This is a genomic window from Lentzea chajnantorensis (assembly GCF_054300775.1).
Genome location: NZ_JBSDZT010000002.1, coordinates 6,334,773 through 6,353,620, shown reverse-complemented (window position 1 = coordinate 6,353,620; position 18,848 = coordinate 6,334,773). Strand labels below are relative to the sequence as shown.

The window sequence follows — 18,848 nt, the reverse complement described above, 5'->3', positions numbered from 1 at the left end:
GGAGTACGATAAAACGGAGACGATCTCCACTTCGACGATATGGAGATGGTCTCCACTTGTCAACGAGAGGCACCGCGTGAACACCGCCAAGCCGCTGCGCGCCGACGCCCGGCGCAACCGGGACGCCCTGGTCGCCAAGGCCAGGGAGCTCTTCGCCGACGGCAGCTTCTTCGACCTGCGCTTCGACGACTTCGCCCGCCTCGCCGGCGTCGGCACCGGCACGCTGTACCGCCACTTCCCGACCAGGGAGGCACTGGCCGAGGCCGTCTACCGCGGCGAGGTCGCCGCGCTCTGCGACCGCGTCCGCGACCTGCGGTCCCAGCTCCCCGCGGCGGACGCGCTGGCGGCGTTCCTGCGCGGCATGGTCGAGTACGTGGACGCCCACCGGGGCCTCGCCCGCACGTTGGCCACGCTCATGGCCACCCGTTCCGGCGCACTGGCGGAAGGCGGCCTTGCGCTGGAACAGGCCGTCGTCGAGCTCGTGCGGGCCGGGGTGACGGAGGGCACCGTGCGGGACGACGTCGAGCCCAGCGCCGTCATGATGGCGTTGCACGGCATCACCGCGGCGCACGACCGTCCTCATTGGCGTGCCGAAGCCGACAGCGTGGTCACCGTCGTGCTCGCCGGCCTGAAGCCCCGGTAGTGCTGTGCCAGGTGGCTGCCGTGTGTCATTTCCTCTTGTGGACGTCCGGCTTCACTTCGCGTCGAGACGGCCGATCCGCGCGTTGAGGTAGCGCTGCTCGGGTTGGCTCGCCGTGAGACGGGCCGCCTGGCGGTAGCTGTCGAGCGCACCGGGCAGGTCGCCGGTCATCTCCACCAGGTGCGCGCGTACGGCGTGAGTGCGGTGGTGCCGCCTCGTCACGGGATCGTCGAGCAACGGACCGAGGAGGGCCAAGCCGTCCTCGGGGCCGAACGCCATCCCGACCGCGACCGCCTGGTTGAGCGTCACGGCCGGACTGGGTGCCACCTGCGCCAGCATGGCGTAGAGCAGGGTGATCTGCCGCCAGTCGGTGTCCTCCCAGCTCTCGGCCTCCGCGTGGACGGCGGCGATCGCGGCCTGCAGCTGGAACCTGCCGACGTGCCCGCGCGGCAGCACCCGTTCCAGGATTCGCACGCCTTCGGCGATCCGCCGGCGGTCCCACCGGGACCGGTCCTGCTCCGCGAGCGGCACGAGGTTCCCGTTCTCGGTCCGGGCAGCCGCGCGGGCGTGCGTCAGGAGCATCAACGCCAGTGCGCCGGCGACCTCGTCGTGGTCGGGTACGACCGCGTGCAGCTGCCGGGTGAGGCGGATGGCTTCCTCGGCCAGCGGCGAGTCGACCAGTGCGTCACCGGTGGAGCGCGTGTGCCCTTCGGTGAACATCAGGTGGCAGACGTCGAGCACGGCGGCGACGCGCGCGGGCAGGTCGGCTGGGGCCGGGAGCCGGAACACCGCACCTGCCGCCCGCAACGTGGAGCGCGCCCTGGTGAGGCGTTGCGTCATCGTGCGTTCGGGAACCAGGTAGGCGGCGGCGATCTGCGCCGTGCTCAGCCCGCCGACGGCGTGCAACGTCAACGCGACCTGCGAGGACCGGCTCAGGCCCGGGTGACAGCACAGCAGCAACAACCGCAAGGTGTCGTCGGCTTCGTCGTGCGGTGACCGGTCGGCGGCGGGGGAGAGGCGGGCGTCGGCGGGAAGTGCGGCGCTGAGGGCGTTCTCCCGCGCTGTCCGCGCGTCGTCGGTGCGCATCCGGTCGATCAGCCGCCGGGACGCGACCCTGATGAGCCAGCCGCGGGGGTTGCCGGGCACGCCGTCCCGGTCCCACTGCCGCGCCGCCGCCTCGGCTGCCTCCTGCGCCGCGTCCTCGCAGTCGCCCAGGTCGCCGTACCGGTGCAGCAGGGCGGCGAGGACGTGCGCGGACTCCTGCCGCCACACGTCCTCGACCACCTGTGCGGTCACTGGTCGGAACCCCCTGGCCCCATCGCGGGACGCAGCTCGACGGTCTCACCAGGACCGCTGAACCGCGCCGCGATCTCCTCCGCGCGCTCCTGGCTCTCCACGTCGACGAGGAAGAACCCGGCCAGGTGCTCCTTGGCCTCCGAGTACGGGCCGTCGGTGACCAGGGGCTTGCCGTCGCTCCAGCGGTAGAGCCGTGACGACTCGGGCGCTCCCAGCGCCTCACCGCCCAGCAGCTCGCCCCTCTCCTGCAGGTCCGCGAGCATGGCCGCGAAGTCGGCGTTCATCCGTTCCCGCTGCTCGTCCGACATGACCCGGTACTCGGGCAGGTGGTCGGAGGTCGGGTGCCCCCACGGCTGCGGGTTGGAGTGGATCATGATCACGTACTTCACCATCGGCCCCTTGGTCTTCGTCGTGGACGCAGCCGGTCGGCCCCATCCTCGCCTGGGACGTCGGAGCCGTGCGCGCTGTGTCGACATCCCGTCGGAGAAAATCTTCCGGGATGACGGAGGACCTGCCCGTCGACCTCACTCGTCGCGAATCCTCAGCCCAGGGCGCGGCCCGCCCACCAGTTCCCGGGCGAGTCGGGGTCCGTGCTGGTCCAGTAGTCCACGCACGCCCGGACGAACTCCTCCGCCGTCAGCACCCCGTCGCTGTCGAGGTCGAGGTGGTGGAACGCCTGCGCCGACTCCTCGTCGGTCAGGTCCGGGAAGTGCCCGTGCTGGAACTTCCGGAACTCTTCCGGGCTGACGTTGCCGTCCGCGTCGGTGTCGGCGATCGCCAGGAACGCCTTGGCAAGCGCTCCCACGGTCGCGGAGGCGGCCTGCGGGTCATCGGCGAGACTGCCGGTGGAGGCGAGGAACTGCTCGCGGCTGATGGCCTGGCCGCCGCCGGGGATGTGGGGTGCGTGCAGCTCGCGCCAAATGCCCAGGTAGGCGTCCACGATGCGCTGCTCCTCCGCCGAGCCGGACGCGTGGCCCAGGGACTCGGCGGTGCGGCGGCCCATCAGGACGTGGTCCTGCTCGGTCAACAGACCGTCGCCGTCCACGTCCAGCTGGGCGAAGCCGTGGTCGATCTTGGCTTTGAGCAGGTCGGTGAGAGGCACTGCATCCTCCGGACTGGTGTGGTGGGTACTTGAGCTCGTTCAGAACATCGGAAAGTCGGGCACAGCCGGATAGCCCCGATCGGGTCGGGTCGGGTCACTGCCCGTGCCGGCGCGGTCACACGGTGCCGCGCCAGTGCTCGGGTATGGGTTCGGGGTGGATCGGCTCGCCGCAGACCCTGTCCCGGTAGAACCAGCGGTGGAACTCGTCGGGCTCGACGATGCGGTTCTGGTAGCCGCGGTGGTTGTCGATGTCGTCCTGCGCGGTCCTGTGGGTGGTGCGCAGCTGGTGACGGCGGAGGCAGAGCTGGTAGTCCATGCGGTGCAGGTGGATCAGGTACAGGTTCGGGTCGGGGTTGGTGGCCTGGTCGGCGCGTTCGTGGAAGCCGCCCAGCCAGGTCATCGGTATCCGCGCCAGCAGGGGCTTGGAGTACAGGGGGTTGGAGAACCAGGTCGAGCGCTGCTCCAGCACACCGCGTCCGGCGTCGAAGGGTGCTTCGCTGTCGTGCTGGTGCAGGACCTCCCAGCCGGTGCAGTTGACGAAGTCCTGGTCGAACTGGTCGATGTAGCGGCTCAGGTCGCCGTAGCGCGGGTCGGGGGTGACGATCTCGTCGACGTCGGTGCTGAGCACGACGTCGTAGCGGTCGACGAGGTCGTGCTGGTGTTGCTGGACGATGTCGCGGTGCCAGTCGCTGCTGAACTCGTCGTGGTGGATCGGGATGCGCGTGAACCGGTCGTCGGGCGGCAGGCCGGGTGCGGGCTGGTGTTCCAGCACGTGGATGTCCTGCGGTGCGAAGAACCGGGAGTAGTAGTCGAGCCAGATCGGGAAGAAGTCAGGTTCGTCGCGGACCAGGGTGACCACGGCCCGGCTGTTGCGGCGGTGTGCGACTGGGCGCAGGCACCAGCGTTGCTGTGGTCCGTGCCAGAAGTCGAACTGGGCCAGCCGGGGCTCGTGACCGGAGTCGGCGTCCCACAGGTCCAGGTACTTGCCGCTGGCCAGGTTCGCCAGGGCGTGGCAGCCCGAGCGCAGCGGCACCAGCCGCCACAGCTGGTGCTGACCGTTCTCCCGTCGTTCCTCCAGCACCACCTCGGCGCCGTTGTGCCCGGCGGCGCCGGCCACGGACAACACCAGCCCGCTCGCGGTGTTCTCCACCACGACGGTGTGACGGCTTTCCGCCGTGCGGCGCAGCCTCCACCGCTGCGCCGGTGCGGTGTTGTCGGGCCAGGTCTGCCGGATCCGCGGGCCATCGGCCGTCAGGGCCTTGCCGCTGGCACCGTTGACCAGCGCGAGGTGGGCGTCGTCCTGGGGAGTCATCTCAGATGCGCTCCAGGACCCAGTGCTGGTTGTGGTGCTCGTGGTAGGTGGGGTAGTCGCCCCAGTAGCTCTGCTGGGTCACCCGTGCGTCGGGGTCCAGGCTCTGGTTGCGGACGTCGAGGACCTTGCCGGAGTGCAGGTTCTGGATGCGGAACACCGACCCGCCCTGGGACGCCCCGGCGGGGATGAACAGCCACTGCTTGTGCGTGCCGCTGGGATCGGACCGGGTGAGCACCTCGGCGCCGTTGTCCATCGACATGCCGACCACCTCCAGGTAGCGGTCACGGGCCGGGTCGCAGTTCTTCATGTGGTAACCGCCGCCGGGGACGGGCACCAGCTGCCATCCCACGGCCGGGATGCCGCTGTCGACGTTCTGGTCGACGTTGGCGCCGTCACCGGTCCAGTTCGGATCGTCCAGCTGCAGGTACAGGCCGCTCAGGGTGCAGCGGATCTTGTAGCTGCCGGTCAGGTCCGGCACGGTGATCTTCACCTGGGTGGAGCCGGTCCGCACGCCGTCCACGACCACGTCGACCGCGCCCTGCACCGTGATCGCCCGGGTCACCGGGGCGGCGGCAGCTGCCGTGGCCCTGGGGAACTCCAGCGCGAAGTCCAGGGTCTGCGGCTGTGTGCCGGGGAAGGGGCCGTAGCCGGCGGGCGAGACGTGCACGAACGGCGCGATCGTGGTGTCGGGAACGAAGCTGACGCTGCCGATGGTGGTGATGCCCGTGGTGCCCAGGGTGATGATCGTGTCGACGATCGTGGCGGGGGTGATGCCGTCGGTGTAGGTGCCGCCGGTGGCGGCGGCGACCCGGCTGCCCTGCCCGGAGGTGCCGCCGATGCTGCAGTTGCCCTGGTAAGGGGCGCCGTTGGACAGCGGCACCGGGTCGACGTCGAGCCCTGGTCCGCTCGACCCGGAGGGGGTGCTGATCACCAGCACGGCGATGCCCTCGGCCTGCAGCTTGGAGATCACCGAGTGCTCGGTGATGGTGTGGGTCAGACCGGACACGGCCTGGCAGATCGGGTCGTGCCCCGGGGCGTCGCCGACCCAGAGGATGATCCGCTTGGCATCAGCACGCCAGCCGATCGTGCCGCCGGGAGGCTGGGCGAGGTGGTCCAGGGCGAAGAACTGACCTTCGGCGACGGTGGTGCCGCCGGCCACGGTCCAGGCGTGGATGGCGCCGGCGGCGGCCGGGGAGCTGGAGGTCAGCGAGACCTGGTGGTGGAAGCGCTGGGTGACGGGGTAGTCCAGGTCCCGGTAGTTGCCCACACCGAACTGCACGTCCGCGCCGACCTGGCCGGCCGCGGTGACCAGCCTGGTGAGGATTTCCTCCACCCTGGCGCGGACCGCGTCGATGATGCCGGTCATGCTGCCGGTGCTGTCGGCGAGGAAGTACACGTCGATCTTCGGGATCGCGCCGGTGGCGGGCAGCTGCACCTGGACCTGTTCGTGATGGCTGTCCGACGAGTTCGGGTTGATCGAGAGCTCGATGTCGGACGGGGTCGGCGGTGTGGTGATGGGCATGCTGGGGCTGCTCCTTCTTCCGCTGTCGGGTCGTCAGGTGGTCGCAGATCCGTGATCGGCGGCGCGGTCTCGGTTGAGGGGGACCGTGAGTTCGGTCGGCCAACCCGGATGTCGGCGTGTCGACCGTCGGCGGTCCTTCTCCGGAGGGCGGCCGGAGCCGGTGGGCATCACGGTCCGCGGCCGCACCGGTCCGGCGCGTGGTGCGCGGGAGGCGCTGTGTCAGAGGCGTTCCAGCCGCCAGTGCTGGTTGTGGTTCTCGTGGTAGGCGGGGTAGTCGCCCCAGTAGAAGTACTGGAACACCGGCGCGTCCTGCTGCGTGCTGCCGCCCTGGATGTCGAGGACCTTGCCGGTGTGCAGGTTCTGGATGCGGAACACCAGGCCGCCCGCACCGGAGGAACCCGCCGGTATGAGCAGCCATTCCTTGTGCGGGCCGCTGGGGTCGGACCGGGTGAGGACCTCGGCGCCGTCGTCGAAGGACATGCCGACCACTTCCAGGTAGCGGTCGCGGGCCGGGTCGCAGTTCTTGATCCGGTAACCGCCGCCGGAGACCGGCATCAGCTCCCAGTGCTGAGCGGCCAGGCCGGTGTAGGTGTTCTGGTCGACGTTGGCACCGTCACCGGTCCAGCCGGGGTCGTCGAGTTGGAGGTACAGGCCGCTGAGCGTGCTCTGGATCTTGTACTGCCCGGCCAGGTCGGGCACGGTGATCTTCACCCGGGTCGAGCCGGTCCGCACCCCGTCCACGACCACGTCGACATCGCCTTCCACCGCGACCTCCTGGGTCACCGGCGTACCGGAGACGGGTGTCACGGCGGGGAACTCCAGCTCGAAGTCCAGCGTGCCGGGATGGGCGCCGGTGAAGGGACCGTGACCGCCGGCGGGGTGGACGCGCACGAAAGGCGCGATCGCCGTGCCCGGCACGAGGCTGACGTTGCCCAGCGTGGAGATGCCCGCGGTGCCGAGGTTGATGATCGTCTGCACCACGGTGTCAGGGGTGATCCCCTCGGTGTACGTGCCGCCGGTCGCGGCGGCGATGCGCGAACCCTGGCCGGCCAGACCGCCGAAAGCGCCGCAGAAGCTCTCGTACACGCCTCCACCGGAGGACAGGGGAACCGGATCCGCGTTCAACCCCGAACCCGGCCCGCTGGGGCCGGTGCTGATCGCGAGCACGAAGATGCCCTGCGCCTGGAGCTTGGCGGTGACCGACGCCTCGGTGATGTCGTAGGTCAGGCCGGACAACCCCTGGCAGATCGGGTCGTGCCCCGGCATGTCGCCGATCCAGACGACGATCCGCTTGGTGCCGGCACGCCAACCGATCGACCCGCCGGGGGGCTGCGCGAGCTGGTCCAGCGCGTAGAACTGGCCCTCCGCGTGGCTCCAACCACCACCGGCGGCGCTCCAGGCCCGGATGCCGTTGGCCGCAGCCGCGGTGCTCGTGCCCAGGGGGACCTGACTGCGGAAGCGATCGGGTTGCGGGTCCTCCATGTCCTTGTAGTTCCCGACACCGAAGTTCACGTCCGCGCCGACCGCGTTCGCGGCGGTGATCAGCCTGTTCAGGATCTCCTCCACCCGCGCGCTGACCGCGCCGATGATGCCGCCCATGCTGCCGGTGCTGTCGGTCAGGAAGTACACGTCGATCTTCGGGACCACCCCGGAGCCGGGCAGCTGCACCAGCACCTGCTCACGGTGGCTGTCCGGTGAGTCGGGGTTGGTCGACAGTTCGACGTCGGACGGGGAAACCGGTGTGGTGACGGGCATGGCGTAGTGCCTCCTCGACCAGGCCTTGAGACCGCTTCGTGACTGCGGACCTCTGACCGAGGATTACAACGTCGATCTCACAAAGGAATAGGCAAACCGGCCGGTCAACCCGAAGGTGTGCGTTTCCGTCATCTGCAACACCCTGCCGCGGGAATCACCTGTGCAGGGCATCGACAACGCTCCGGACGCTCCCGGGAACACGCCGGTGGTCTGATCTCCCTCGGCCGGGCAGGTGATTCGGTGTCGCATTCGGTGAGCCTGAGCTGCGGCGTCCCGCTTCGCGGTCACGGTTGGTGACGGCGCTTTCCGATCGCGGTCCTACCTGATCGAGGTATCGCTACCCAGCGGCTGAACCAGCAATGCTGTGTAGTAGGACGCGACGTGGGGAGGGTTATGTCCTTGCTGGCCAGCACCGGCATCGGTGCGGTCCTGTTGACGGTGTCGGCATTGGTTCGAATCGGATTGGGGACACCCTCGAATGAGGGCGGAAGACGCACACCTGAAGCTGACCGAAGGCGAACGGAAGACGGTCACGGGCCATTTCGGGGAAAGGGCGTGGTCGCACTTCCCGAGCAGCGTGTCGTTGGTGATCCCGGCACACAACGAGGAGGCGTCAATCGCGGGGACAATCAAATCCTGCCGCGCACAGAGCCATCCGATTGACCAGATCATCGTGGTCGCGGACAACTGTTCCGACCGCACCGCCGACATCGCTCGCGGTCTGGGCGTGGTCGTCATCGAAGGCAAAGGCGGGTCGAAGGCGGCGGCGCAGAACATGGCCCTGCCCAGGATCACCAGCGACGCCGTCGTCGCGCTCGACGCCGACGCCACCCTGTCCCCTCGCGCGGTGGAGCAGATGATGGCCACCCTGCGCCGCGGCTACGCCGGAACCTGCCCCTCGGCCATGCCCCGCGACACCGACACCCCCTACAGCCGCTACCGCACGCTCTACCACGCCATCGCCAACGGCTGGATCCGGCCACTCCAAGACGTGTTCCACCGGCAGCTGGTCCTGAGCGGCATGGCCAACTGCCACCGCACCGACGTGCTGCGCGAGGTCGGCGGCTACCCCGACGACAACATCACCGAGGACTTCAACCTCACCTGGACCCTGCACCGCCTCGGTCACCGCGTCGCCTTCACCCCCGAAGCGTTCGTCTACACCGGCGAACCCACCTCACTGTCCGAGCTGCTCTCCCAGATGCACCGCTGGACCGCCGGGTTCGCCCAGACCATGGTCAAACACCGTGCTCCCGTCATGGACGGCGGAGCGTTCATCATCGTCGCCTCCCAGGTCGTCGACTCCCTCGTCGGCGGCATGGCCATCTGCACCCTGCCCCTCTACGTGGCCCGCCACGGCGTGGTGCGCGGGCTGCGCAGCTGGTGGAGTCCACTGTGGATCGTGGTCACCGTCGCCTCGGTCGCGGTCGCGGTCCGGCAGCTCGGATGGCGCACCACGGTGAAATGCCTGCCCAGCTGGATCGTCCTGCAAAACCTCACCGGACCGCTGAACGCCTGGTGGCTGTTCCGCGAGTGGGTCCTGGGCCGCAGCCTGACCACCTGGACCGGCCGCCACGGCCGACGACCCGCGCTGACCCCGGTCACCACACGTCGGAAGGCAGTGCTGATCGCGGCCGCCGTCGCCGGCGCGCTGCTCGGCGTGCGGTCCTGGCGGCGCTCAACCGACCCGGCGCCGCAACGGCGTCGGCAGCGATGAGACGACACCGTGCAGGGCGGAGGCCGGGAACCTGTGGCGGAAGCCGTCCAGCTCCCACTGGCACGCCTCGGCCGCACGCCGCAGCAACCTCGCCCGCCCCGCCTGTCCGTGAGCAGGGCGCGTGGCCCGGTCGGACCAGGTCCTGACCGCGGCCTCCGCCAGCATCGATGCCCCCGCCGCCGCGAAGCCCGCGTACCGCCGCGCGCCACGTCCCTCCGGCACCTCGCCCACCACGCGGTGCAGCACCCGCCGCACCGCCTCCGCCGTCACCGCCTGCGCCAACCAGTTCACCCCGACCTCGGCCGCCGCCGAACCACCCCGCCCCGTGCGCCGGGCCCGTTCGGCGGCCACCTGCAGCACCGGCGCCAGCGCCGACCACAACGGCACCACCGCCTGCCGCCCAGGCTCCTCGCCGACGACGCTGACCGGGATCAGCCCAACCGAGCCGGGCGCGTTGCGCCACCCCGATGACCGCCGTGCCGCCGCCGCGAAACCGGGCACCTCCGCCAGCGCGTCACGAACCTGCTCCAACGTGGCACGCCCCTCCAGCAGGTCCCACTTGGTCACCACGAACCGCACGACCTTGCCCCGGCCGGCGGCCAGCTTCCACACCCCGGACATGGTGTGCTCGAAGAACGCGCGCTCACCGCCGAGCAGGGCCGCGACCCGCGCGCCGTCCAGGACGCACAGCACCGCATCAGCCCTGCGGACGCGCGCGGCCAACGTCCGGCTCACCGGATGCCCGTCCACCGTGACGCACGAGCCGTCGTAGTCGACCAGTCCCACCTCGTACAACGGCTCCCCGTCGTCACACCACGCCTCGAAGCACAGTTCCGCCCACGCGTCGCGGTCGGTGGCCGCGGGCCACCCCGACCCGTCGGCCCGCACCAAGCCCCACGTCTGGTCCAACCTCAAGGTGGTGGTCGGATCCGCGCTGAGCACGGGGATCGCGTCAGACGAGTGCGTGTCGAGCCCTTGCTTCATCGCGGCCAGCAGACATGTCTTGCCGGAGCCGGCCGGACCGATCGGAACGATGTCGATGAACGGCACGATCGGCACCGTAACGACTCCGGCCGGCTCCGGCAGCCCTCGGCGCCACCGCACCATGCGCACCGCTCACCCTCTGCTTTCGCCCACACGCCAACCGGGTTCGATCGGTGGGCAGGACGGCGACAACGACACGGAACAGGCATGCCGCTACCGCCGGGTGGCGACTTCCGGCGCGTGGCCGATCACCCGAGAGGCGGAAGCCTTGCTTGAGCGGGCGATCCGCCCTGCGTGGGCGTCTCAAGCTGAATTCCCTCTGCGGAAAGTGCGGCAGTGAGGGAGCTTTCAGAAGGCGGTCAAGTCGGGTCAGCCTCAGCCAGTCGATGTGTACGCTATCGGTAACACGCCCAGCCTTGCGCGTGGTTCTGCTCAAGTACCGCATACGCCTCTCCGCCGTACTGCAACCTGCAGGCGTGGTTGAGATCCATGTCCCGCACGGCGTAGGTCGCCCAGCCGAAGGGCGGGCCCACCCACATCGAGTCCACGCAGCGCCATCCCCTCGCGTGGTTCTCCACCAGGTAGGCGATGCTGGCGTCCCCCGGATTGACTGTTCTCTGACAGTAGGCGCCCAGGTCGATGCCGCCGAGGCGAGTGGCCGCCGACGCCGACGGAGCCATGCCGGCCAATCCTGACGTGACCACGACCGTGACGGCCGCTGCGCTCAACCACTTCCGTACACCCACGTCAGCCCCATCTCGTCGCCTTGTCGTCCCGCCTTTTAGCGGACCGAAGCAAGTCTGCCCCTCGTCAGGCACGAACTGGACGAAACGCCGAATTTGTCCTGTAACTGTCCACAGCGTGTCCCCAGGCACCAACCGCTGCACCTGCTCCGGCTCCAACGGCTGCCAGGTCTGCCCTGGAAGCCGTCCTCATAGCACGGTCCTATCGGTGTTCGGCATGAACGTTGGCCATCGCGCTGTGTGACGCTGCGCACACGGAACGGTCCCTGCCATAGCCGTCACGGTCGTGCTCGAGCGACCGATGTTGAAGGACAAGCCATGACATCATTGAGAATTCGACGATGCGTGTGGACGACCCTGCTCGTCGTCTTCGTCACGCTGGGTTGCAGCACCAGTGCCGGATCTGCCGGTGCGGCGCCGGCTTCCGGCACTGCGGAAAGCAGCAACCGAGCGCCTGCCCCTGTCGGCCGCCCGCTGGCGGCCGGTGATCGACATGTCGCGAAGACCCCGCTGCCGGTCGATGGACGGGCACCGAGGCCGGCGTTCGAGGCCGAGTCACGGCGCGACTACAACGCGCCGGAGGAAGTCCGCGCTCCTGAGCCGCCGTCCATGCGCGATCGCCGATCCGCGGCGGCCGTGTGCAGCGTCGCCGACTTCACCAGCCGAACCGGCGTGGCGCTGGTCGACAAGATCCGGAGCTCGACGACCGACTGCGTGAACTCCCTGTTCAACCTCACCGGGTCGGATGCCTACCACGCGTTCCGTGAAGCACAGATGGCCAGCGTTGCCCATGGGTTGCGCGACAACGGAACGACGTATCCCGGGAACAACTCCACGGGCACGGCGCAACTGGTCCTGTACTTGCGGGCCGGGTACTACGTGCACTGGTACAACCAGTCCACGGTCGGGACGTACGGCCCGGCCCTGCAGACGGCCATCCAGGCCGGTCTGGACGGTTTCTTCGGCAGTTCGCGGGCTTTCGAGGTCAGCGACGCCAACGGTGAGGTGTTGGCCGAGGCGATCACGCTGATCGACAGCGCCGAGCAGAACGCGCGCTACCTGAACGTCGTCAAGCGGATGTTGACGGGCTACAACACCTCGTACGACGCCTCCTGGTGGATGCTGAACGCGGTCAACAACGTGTACACCGTCCTCTTCCGGGGGCATCAGGTTCCGGAGTTCGTGTCGGCGGTGCAGCGCGACACCAGCGTGCTGGACACGTTGTACAACTTCGCGTCGAGCCACCTGGGGCTGCTCTCCGGGCAGCAGGGCTACCTCACGTCCAACGCGGGCCGGGAAGCTCGGGCGGTTCTCGCAGTACTCCTCGCTGCGCGTGACCGTGCAGCCCAAGGTCAAGGGCTTGCTCGGCATGTCGTCGATCACGGGTCCGACCGCGCCGCTGTGGGTCGGGGTGGCGGAGATGACCGATGCCTACGACAAGCCGAACTGCGCTTACTACGACACCTGCGACCTGCAGGCCCGGTTGATGGCCGCGGTGTTGCCGATCACCCACCGGTGCAGTGCGTCGCTGAACATCCGGGCCCAGGAGATGACCAGCGCGCAACTGCGTGACACCTGTGTGAGTCTGGCGAACCAGGACGCCTACTTCCACAACGTGGTCAGGGACCCAGGTCCGGTGGCCAACGACTACAACACGACGCTCGAGGTCGTGGTGTACGACTCCAGCACGGACTACCAGACCTACGCGGGTGCGCAGTTCGGCATCGACACCAACAACGGTGGCATGTACCTGGAGGGCAATCCGGCCGCGTCGGGCAACCAGCCGCGGTTCATCGCCTACGAGGCGGAGTGGCTGCGCCCGCAGTTCGCGATCTGGAACCTCAACCACGAGTACACCCACTACCTCGACGGCCGGTTCAACATGTACGGCGACTTCGGCGCCGGAACGACCACGCCGACGATCTGGTGGATCGAAGGGTTCGCCGAGTACATCTCCTACCACTACCGCAGCATCAACTACGACGCCGCGATCACCGAGGCCGGGCGGCGCACCTACGCGCTGAGCACCCTGTTCGACACGACCTACTCCCACGACACCACACGCGTGTACCGGTGGGGCTACCTCGCCGTGCGCTACATGCTCCAGTCCCACCCCGCCGACATGACCGCGGTGCTCAACCACTACCGCGCCGGCAACTGGAACGCCGCGCGCACCCTGCTCAAGAACACCATCGGCACCCGGTACGACACCGACTGGTACACCTGGCTGTCGGCCTGCGCGGCCGGCAACTGCGGCGGAGGCGGCGGCGGAAACCGGGCCCCCGTGGCGGAGTTCACCAGCACCGTCACCGGTCGCACGGTCACCCTCACCGACCGCTCCACCGACGCCGACGGCACCATCGCCTCCCGCCGGTGGGACTTCGGCGACGGAACCACCTCCACCGCCACCAACCCGACCAAGACCTACACCGCCGACGGCACCTACACCATCGCCCTCACCGTCACCGACAACAGCGGTTCGACGGCGACGACCTCCAGGCAGGTCGTCATCGGCAACGGCGGCGGCACGGCCGAATGCACGGGCAGCGACCTGCGTGCGCTCGGCAAGAACTGCCAGCGTTCCAACAGGTCGGTCAGCAACGGCGACTACGACTACCTCTTCCTGTCCCTGCCCGCGGGCACGCCGCAGCTGCGGATCACGGCCTCGGGCGGAACCGGCAACTGCGACCTGTTCTTCAGCCCCAGCTCGTGGGCGACGACCGCGAACGCCACTCAGCGCTCGGCCGGCGGCGACAACACCGAAGCGATCACCGTGAGCAACCCGTCCTCCGGCTACGTCTACATCAGCCTGAAGGGTGAGACCGGCTGCTCGGGCGTCACCGTGGCAACCCAGTACTGACCGATCACCACCTGCCCGACATCTTCACCGGTTGAGGCTGCGGCTCGGCGGGGCCACGTTCCGTCGAGCCGCACCTCCACCACCTGGGAAGAACGGCGAAGTCGAGTGGTTCCAGGACAACACCACCCCATCGTGTCGTAGTCCGGTGTTTGATTCGGCAGTACGGTCGAACCGAGGACGGCCGCCTCTCCTACCAGCTCAGGACGAAGACGGTGAGTGAGGGGTTCGGTCATGGCTTTGGACGTGCTCGACCTGTTGAAGGACGGGTTGCCGGAGAGTTCGGCGCCGAAGCGCCGGGTCGCGGTGGTCGGTGCCGGGATGGCGGGCTTGACGGCCGCCTTGCTGCTCAAGGAAGCCGGGCACGAGGTCACCGTCCTGGAGGGGCAGAACCGGTTGGGTGGGCGCATCCTCACCCACCGCGGGTTCGCGGGCGACATGTACGGCGAGTTCGGCGCGATGCGCTTCCCGGAGCAGCACCCCTTGGTGCAGTGGCTCATCAAGGACAAGTTCGGCCTCGCGACCAAGCCCTTCCCGATGTACGACGAGGACACGTTCATCTACCTGCAGGGCAAAGGCGTGCGGCGGCGCGACTTCGACGCGACCTCGTTCAACTTCGACCTGTCCACTGCAGAGGCCGACAAGGCACCGCACGAACTGCTCCGGCACACCGTGCAGCCGCTGATCGACCTGATGGAGAGCGAAGGCCCGGACAAGGCCTGGCAGAAGATCCTCGTCGACTACGACAAGTACACGCTGCTGGGCTACCTCAAGGAGCGCGGGCTCGGTGACGGCGCGCTGTCCATGCTCGGCCCGCTGTTCAACCTGGAGGGTCGCTACCACTTCTCGCTCGTCGAGTGGTTCTCCCACTACTACGAGGACGTCTTCGGCGATCTCACGTACATAGTGGACGGAGCAGAGTCGCTGCCCCGCGCGTTCGAGCCGTACCTGATGGACGACATCCGGCTCGGCGCGCAGGTGCACGGCATCGACCAGGACGAGAACGGGGTGCGCGTGCACTACCGCTCGGGTCGCCGATCGCACACCGTCGTCGCGGACGAGGTGGTGGTGACCGTGCCGTTCGCGGCCCTGCGGCACATGGAGATCCAGGGCCTCGACCCGGACAAGTGGTACGCGATCCGCAACACCTACTACGGCCGCGCGCACAAGCTGTTCATGCAGTTCAGCGAGCGGTGGTGGGAGAGCGCGTACGGCATCACGCACGGGCTCACGGTGACCGACCTGGCCATCCGCAACATCGTCTACCCGCCGGCCGGCCAGGACCCCCGCTACCGCAAGGGTGTGATGATCGCGTCCTACTGCTGGGAGCAGGACAGCATGCCCTACACGCCGCTGGCCGGCGAGGAGAGCGTGCAGCAGGCGCTGGAGGACCTGGTCAAGATCCACCCGGAGGCGCGGGACACCTTCGAGTTCGGCGTCTACAAGGACTGGGCGCTCGACTGGTACGCGTGCGGCATCGGCCCGCTGTTCCGCGCGTTCGAGATGAGCGAGGGCTTCTACGAGGACGTGATTCGGCCGGTGGGCCGGGTGTGGTTCGCCAACGACGCGTGCGACCGCCGTCACCGCCGCTGGGTGGAGGGCGCGCTCAAGGCCGCGGTGAAGAACGCCTTCGCCATCAACGAGGGGCTGCGCGACGAGGTGCCCTGGAAGGACTAGCCCGAGTTTCAGCCCGGGGCGGCGAAGTGCGGGCCTTGGTTGATCGCGGATGGAGCCCTTGGTCGATCGTTCTTCCTGTCGAGGAAGATCGCTGCCAAGGGCTTCAGCTTGCAGGATGCCGGTGAAACCGGTGTGGGCAGGGGCCCTTTCGGCGGGCGGGCACGCTGTGCGACGCGGTGCTGCATGTGGACTGGTGTCACCCGGTCGGGACGGCAGCGAGCCGGAGCGCGTCGACGGCCGGGCCGGTTCATCACGTGATGGCCGGTTACAGCCATCCGGACACGCACGAGGACCTCACGCTCAGCGTGCTGGCGGAGCTCGGGATCGCCGCGTGCCGGGTGCCGCAGCACGCCAACGCCGCCGAACACGCCTTGCTGCGCCACGCGCGGTATGCCCACCAGCAGGGCTGCCGCAGCTTCGCCGTGGCGTCGGCTGATCGTGCGTTCACCGCGCTGGCCGATTACGGCGAGTTCGACGTCCTGATCTGGGAGGGCCAGCCGGTCGCTGCCAGGTTGGAGGCCTGCGCACACCGCGTGGTGCGCGTACCACGTCCGGTGCTCGCTCCGGTCGCCGCGGCTCGATGAACTGCACGGCGGGCGGGAGCACCTGGGCGCCGAGTCGTGCGGTACCACCTGCGCAACCGGTCATCGATGTGGTCCGGGCCACCCGGCCCGTCAGGATCGCGTCAAAGCGGGCCCCCACCGTGTCAGGGACTCGTCGCGGGCCCTGACACCGCACCGGTGACCGGCGTGCAATCACCGGCATGACACTCGCGGAGTTGTTGCCCAGCACCGGATGCTCCACCGGACCGGTGCTGGAACAGGGCCTGTGGCCGGACGGAACCCGGCTCGACGGCGCTGACCTCGTCATCGGTGGAGTGCCCGTCTCGCGGCTGGCGGCCCAGTTCGGCACGCCGTGCCAGGTGCTGGACGAGGCGACGGTGCGTGCGCGGGCACGGGCGTTCGTCAGCACGCTGCCCGAGGCGGAGGTGGTGTTCGCGGGGAAGTCACTGCCGTGTCCCGAGGTGTACCGGTGGATGGCCGCCGAAGGGCTTTCGCTGGACGTGTCGTCCGCGGGGGAGCTGGCGCTGGCGCGGGTCGCGGGGTTTCCGGCCGCGCGGATCGTCCTGCACGGCAACGTGAAGACCGGTGAGGACCTCAAAGCCGCGCTCGCGTACGGGGTGTCGCGGGTCGTGGTCGACTCGTTCGACGAGATCGCCCAGCTCGGCTCCCTCGCCCGGCACGGGCAGGAGGTGATGGTGCGGGTGACGCCCGGTGTGGACGCGCAGACCCACGCCGCCATCGCCACCGGGGTGGAGGACCAGAAGTTCGGGTTCTCGCTGGCGTCCGGTGCGGCGCTGAAGGCGGTGCAGCGGGTGGCGGAGCAGCCGTCGTTGCGGCTGGTCGGGGTGCACTGCCACCTCGGGTCGCAGGTGCGGCACGTGGCGGCGTACGAGGAGGCGGTGCGGCGGATGGTCGGGTTGATCGCGTCGTGCGGGGTGCGGATCGAGCAGCTGGACCTGGGTGGCGGGTTCTGCGCGCCGTACCTGCCGGGGGAGCCGGCGTTCGACCTGGCCGGGTTCGCGCACCGGGTGCGGGTGGCGCTGAGCTACGAGTGCGGGGTGCACCGGGTGCCGGTGCCGCGGTTGCTCATCGAGCCGGGCCGGTCGATCGTCGCGAACGCCGGGGTGACGCTGTACCGGGTGTGCGTGGTGAAGCGGTCGGCGGCGAGGACGTTCGTGGCGGTGGACGGCGGGATGAGCGACAACCCGCGGCCCGCGTTGTACGGGGCGAAGTACGCGGTGCGGCTCGTCGGGCGAGGTGGCCGCCGGGCGCCGGTGACCGTGGTCGGGCGGCACTGCGAGGCCGGTGACGTGCTCGCGCAGGACGTGCCGCTGCCCGCGGACGTGCACGCCGGTGACCTGCTGGCGGTGCCCGTGACGGGTGCGTACCACCACGCGCTGGCGTCGAACTACAACCAGGTCGGCAGGCCGCCGGTCGTCGCGGTCCGCGACGGTGTGGCGCGGCCGGTCGTGCGGCGGGAGACCGAAGAAGACCTGCTGCGCCGGTACGTCTGAGCACCTGGCCAGAAGCCTTGCCCGCTCCCTGCTTGCAGACGCCAGCAGAGCAAGGGGCGGGGGACTTGGGGCGGCGAAGGCACAACAGCTGGCAACCTGCGTGAGCGAAGCGGCTGTGTTGCGGCGGGCGCTCAGCCCGTGGCGAAGACGGGGTAGTGGTCGGACAGGTCGGTGTAGGTGTGCTTGCGGCCCCACGACCAGATCGTCCACTCCGGACTCTTCACCCGCCGGGTCTCGTTGACCAGTGGAGGTCCCTGGACCGTGAGCACGTAGTCGAGGTGCTCCGAGGCGTACTCGGGCCCGTACTGGTCGCGGCAGACGCTGTTGTCGGCGCAGTCCCACGAGTACGGGTGCCCGGTGATCGCCGGCGTCCGCGCGCCCAGTTCGGTGACCATGCTCGCGAACTCGGCGCTCGCCCGGACGACGTTGAGGTCACCCGCGACGTAAACGGGTTCGGTGGCGGGGATGGCGCGTGCGGTGAGGAACGCCCTGATCTCGGCCCGCTGCTTGGCCCGGTACCCGCCCGGCGCGCTGGTGCAGGCCGAGTCCTCCGCCTGCAGGTGGGTGCCGATCACGTGCAGCGGCCCGCTCGGCGACTCGATGCGCACGTACACGAACCCCTTGTTGGAGAACCAGTCCGCACCGCACGCGTCGCGGTAGACGTGCTGGACCCGCGTCGTGATCGGCCACCGGCTCAGCACCGCCACGCCGCCGTCCTCGGGCGTCTCGTCGCGGTAGGCGCCGCTCGTGACGTCCCAGCCGGCCCGGCTGCGGCCCAGCACCGGCGTTTGGTGCGGGTAGGTGTCGCGCAGGTTGCCCAGCAGCCGGTCGGAGGCGGTGTTGTCGAAGGCCTCCTGCAGCACCACGACGTCCTGGCCGTTCAGCGTGCCGGTGCTGTCGATGAGGTCGGCGCGGGCGACCTGGCCCCAGTTGGGGTAGAGGTTCCGCGACAGCATGAAGACGTTGTAGGTGGCGATCTTCGGGGCGGCCGCGGCGGGGGCGGCGGTCGCCGGTGCCGCGGTGATCGCGAGCGCGACGGCGGCGGCGAGCGTGATCAGGCGCATGAGGGCCGATGGTGCAGGACATGAAACCCCTTCACAACTGCTGGCGCATGGCCCGATGGTGTCGTATCGATTAAGTCCAGCCGACCGCTGCGCGTGGTCACT

At 69.3% G+C, this 18,848-nt stretch carries 14 protein-coding genes and 1 pseudogene; 7 read left to right on the top strand and 8 right to left on the bottom strand.

All coding sequences use genetic code 11. The features are described from left to right. Window positions 1–76 precede the first annotated feature (76 nt). Window positions 77–643 carry a TetR/AcrR family transcriptional regulator gene (locus tag ACVDFE_RS30815; protein WP_458432924.1) on the top strand — a complete coding sequence of 189 codons (567 nt, stop codon included), beginning with the start codon at window positions 77–79 and terminating at the stop codon, window positions 641–643. A gap of 51 nt (window positions 644–694) precedes the next feature. Here ACVDFE_RS30815 and ACVDFE_RS30810 read toward each other — a convergent pair whose 3' ends face one another. From ACVDFE_RS30810 to ACVDFE_RS30785, 6 genes are all read right to left on the bottom strand, one after another. After that, window positions 695–1,936 (bottom strand): RNA polymerase sigma factor, encoded by a 1,242-nt coding sequence (locus tag ACVDFE_RS30810; protein ID WP_458432923.1) that lies wholly within the window; start codon window positions 1,934–1,936, stop codon window positions 695–697. Then, window positions 1,933–2,328 carry a YciI family protein gene (locus ACVDFE_RS30805; RefSeq protein ID WP_458432922.1) on the bottom strand — a complete coding sequence of 132 codons (396 nt, stop codon included), beginning with the start codon at window positions 2,326–2,328 and terminating at the stop codon, window positions 1,933–1,935. The genes ACVDFE_RS30810 and ACVDFE_RS30805 overlap by 4 nt, the downstream gene beginning before the upstream one ends. Before the next feature lie 149 nt (window positions 2,329–2,477). Continuing rightward, complete coding sequence (locus ACVDFE_RS30800; RefSeq protein ID WP_360400545.1) at window positions 2,478–3,038, bottom strand: EF-hand domain-containing protein; 561 nt, start codon at window positions 3,036–3,038, stop codon at window positions 2,478–2,480. A gap of 115 nt (window positions 3,039–3,153) precedes the next feature. Next, complete coding sequence (locus tag ACVDFE_RS30795; RefSeq protein ID WP_458432921.1) at window positions 3,154–4,350, bottom strand: RICIN domain-containing protein; 1,197 nt, start codon at window positions 4,348–4,350, stop codon at window positions 3,154–3,156. A 1-nt stretch (window position 4,351) separates the two neighbouring features. Beyond that, window positions 4,352–5,872 carry an RICIN domain-containing protein gene (locus tag ACVDFE_RS30790; protein ID WP_458432920.1) on the bottom strand — a complete coding sequence of 507 codons (1,521 nt, stop codon included), beginning with the start codon at window positions 5,870–5,872 and terminating at the stop codon, window positions 4,352–4,354. A gap of 219 nt (window positions 5,873–6,091) precedes the next feature. Then, a complete protein-coding gene (locus ACVDFE_RS30785) occupies window positions 6,092–7,627 on the bottom strand; it encodes an RICIN domain-containing protein (RefSeq protein ID WP_458432919.1) in 1,536 nt (511 codons plus the stop codon). A gap of 478 nt (window positions 7,628–8,105) precedes the next feature. Here ACVDFE_RS30785 and ACVDFE_RS30780 point away from each other — a divergent pair, with 478 nt between their 5' ends. Continuing rightward, window positions 8,106–9,344: a glycosyltransferase family 2 protein gene (locus ACVDFE_RS30780; protein ID WP_360400533.1), complete on the top strand. Its 1,239-nt coding sequence runs from the start codon at window positions 8,106–8,108 to the stop codon at window positions 9,342–9,344. Here the strand turns inward: ACVDFE_RS30780 and ACVDFE_RS30775 are convergent. After that, window positions 9,306–10,394 carry a hypothetical protein gene (locus ACVDFE_RS30775; protein WP_458432918.1) on the bottom strand — a complete coding sequence of 363 codons (1,089 nt, stop codon included), beginning with the start codon at window positions 10,392–10,394 and terminating at the stop codon, window positions 9,306–9,308. The genes ACVDFE_RS30780 and ACVDFE_RS30775 overlap by 39 nt on opposite strands. 995 nt (window positions 10,395–11,389) lie before the next feature. Here ACVDFE_RS30775 and ACVDFE_RS30770 point away from each other — a divergent pair. The 5 genes and pseudogenes from ACVDFE_RS30770 to lysA all read left to right on the top strand — a co-directional run. Further along, window positions 11,390–12,196, top strand: a pseudogene (locus ACVDFE_RS30770) (M9 family metallopeptidase N-terminal domain-containing protein); the annotation flags it as partial. Window positions 12,197–12,491: 295 nt separating this feature from the next. Then, window positions 12,492–13,931 carry a collagenase gene (locus tag ACVDFE_RS30765; RefSeq protein WP_458432917.1) on the top strand — a complete coding sequence of 480 codons (1,440 nt, stop codon included), beginning with the start codon at window positions 12,492–12,494 and terminating at the stop codon, window positions 13,929–13,931. Window positions 13,932–14,162: 231 nt separating this feature from the next. Further along, the gene (locus ACVDFE_RS30760) at window positions 14,163–15,605 is read left to right on the top strand and encodes a flavin monoamine oxidase family protein (RefSeq protein WP_360400524.1); all 1,443 of its coding nucleotides are present in this window, start codon (window positions 14,163–14,165) and stop codon (window positions 15,603–15,605) included. A gap of 257 nt (window positions 15,606–15,862) precedes the next feature. Continuing rightward, window positions 15,863–16,189 carry a hypothetical protein gene (locus tag ACVDFE_RS30755; RefSeq protein WP_458432915.1) on the top strand — a complete coding sequence of 109 codons (327 nt, stop codon included), beginning with the start codon at window positions 15,863–15,865 and terminating at the stop codon, window positions 16,187–16,189. Between the two features lie 179 nt (window positions 16,190–16,368). Further along, entirely contained in the window at window positions 16,369–17,682 is a 1,314-nt protein-coding gene (gene lysA, locus ACVDFE_RS30750) for a diaminopimelate decarboxylase (protein WP_458432914.1), read from the top strand. A gap of 131 nt (window positions 17,683–17,813) precedes the next feature. On the opposite strand, the gene sph is transcribed toward lysA, so the two are convergent. Continuing rightward, window positions 17,814–18,746 (bottom strand): sphingomyelin phosphodiesterase, encoded by a 933-nt coding sequence (sph, locus tag ACVDFE_RS30745; RefSeq protein ID WP_458432913.1) that lies wholly within the window; start codon window positions 18,744–18,746, stop codon window positions 17,814–17,816. Window positions 18,747–18,848: the final 102 nt, after the last annotated feature.

Coding starts and splice junctions, on each gene's coding strand:
- ACVDFE_RS30805 (WP_458432922.1), bottom strand. CDS start 2,328: ATGGTGAAGTACGTGATCATGATCCACTCCAACCCGCAGCCGTGGGGG.
- ACVDFE_RS30790 (WP_458432920.1), bottom strand. CDS start 5,872: ATGCCCATCACCACACCGCCGACCCCGTCCGACATCGAGCTCTCGATC.
- sph (WP_458432913.1), bottom strand. CDS start 18,746: ATGCGCCTGATCACGCTCGCCGCCGCCGTCGCGCTCGCGATCACCGCG.
- ACVDFE_RS30760 (WP_360400524.1), top strand. CDS start 14,163: ATGGCTTTGGACGTGCTCGACCTGTTGAAGGACGGGTTGCCGGAGAGT.
- ACVDFE_RS30780 (WP_360400533.1), top strand. CDS start 8,106: ATGAGGGCGGAAGACGCACACCTGAAGCTGACCGAAGGCGAACGGAAG.
- ACVDFE_RS30765 (WP_458432917.1), top strand. CDS start 12,492: ATGACCGATGCCTACGACAAGCCGAACTGCGCTTACTACGACACCTGC.
- ACVDFE_RS30755 (WP_458432915.1), top strand. CDS start 15,863: ATGGCCGGTTACAGCCATCCGGACACGCACGAGGACCTCACGCTCAGC.
- ACVDFE_RS30785 (WP_458432919.1), bottom strand. CDS start 7,627: ATGCCCGTCACCACACCGGTTTCCCCGTCCGACGTCGAACTGTCGACC.
- ACVDFE_RS30795 (WP_458432921.1), bottom strand. CDS start 4,350: ATGACTCCCCAGGACGACGCCCACCTCGCGCTGGTCAACGGTGCCAGC.
- lysA (WP_458432914.1), top strand. CDS start 16,369: ATGACACTCGCGGAGTTGTTGCCCAGCACCGGATGCTCCACCGGACCG.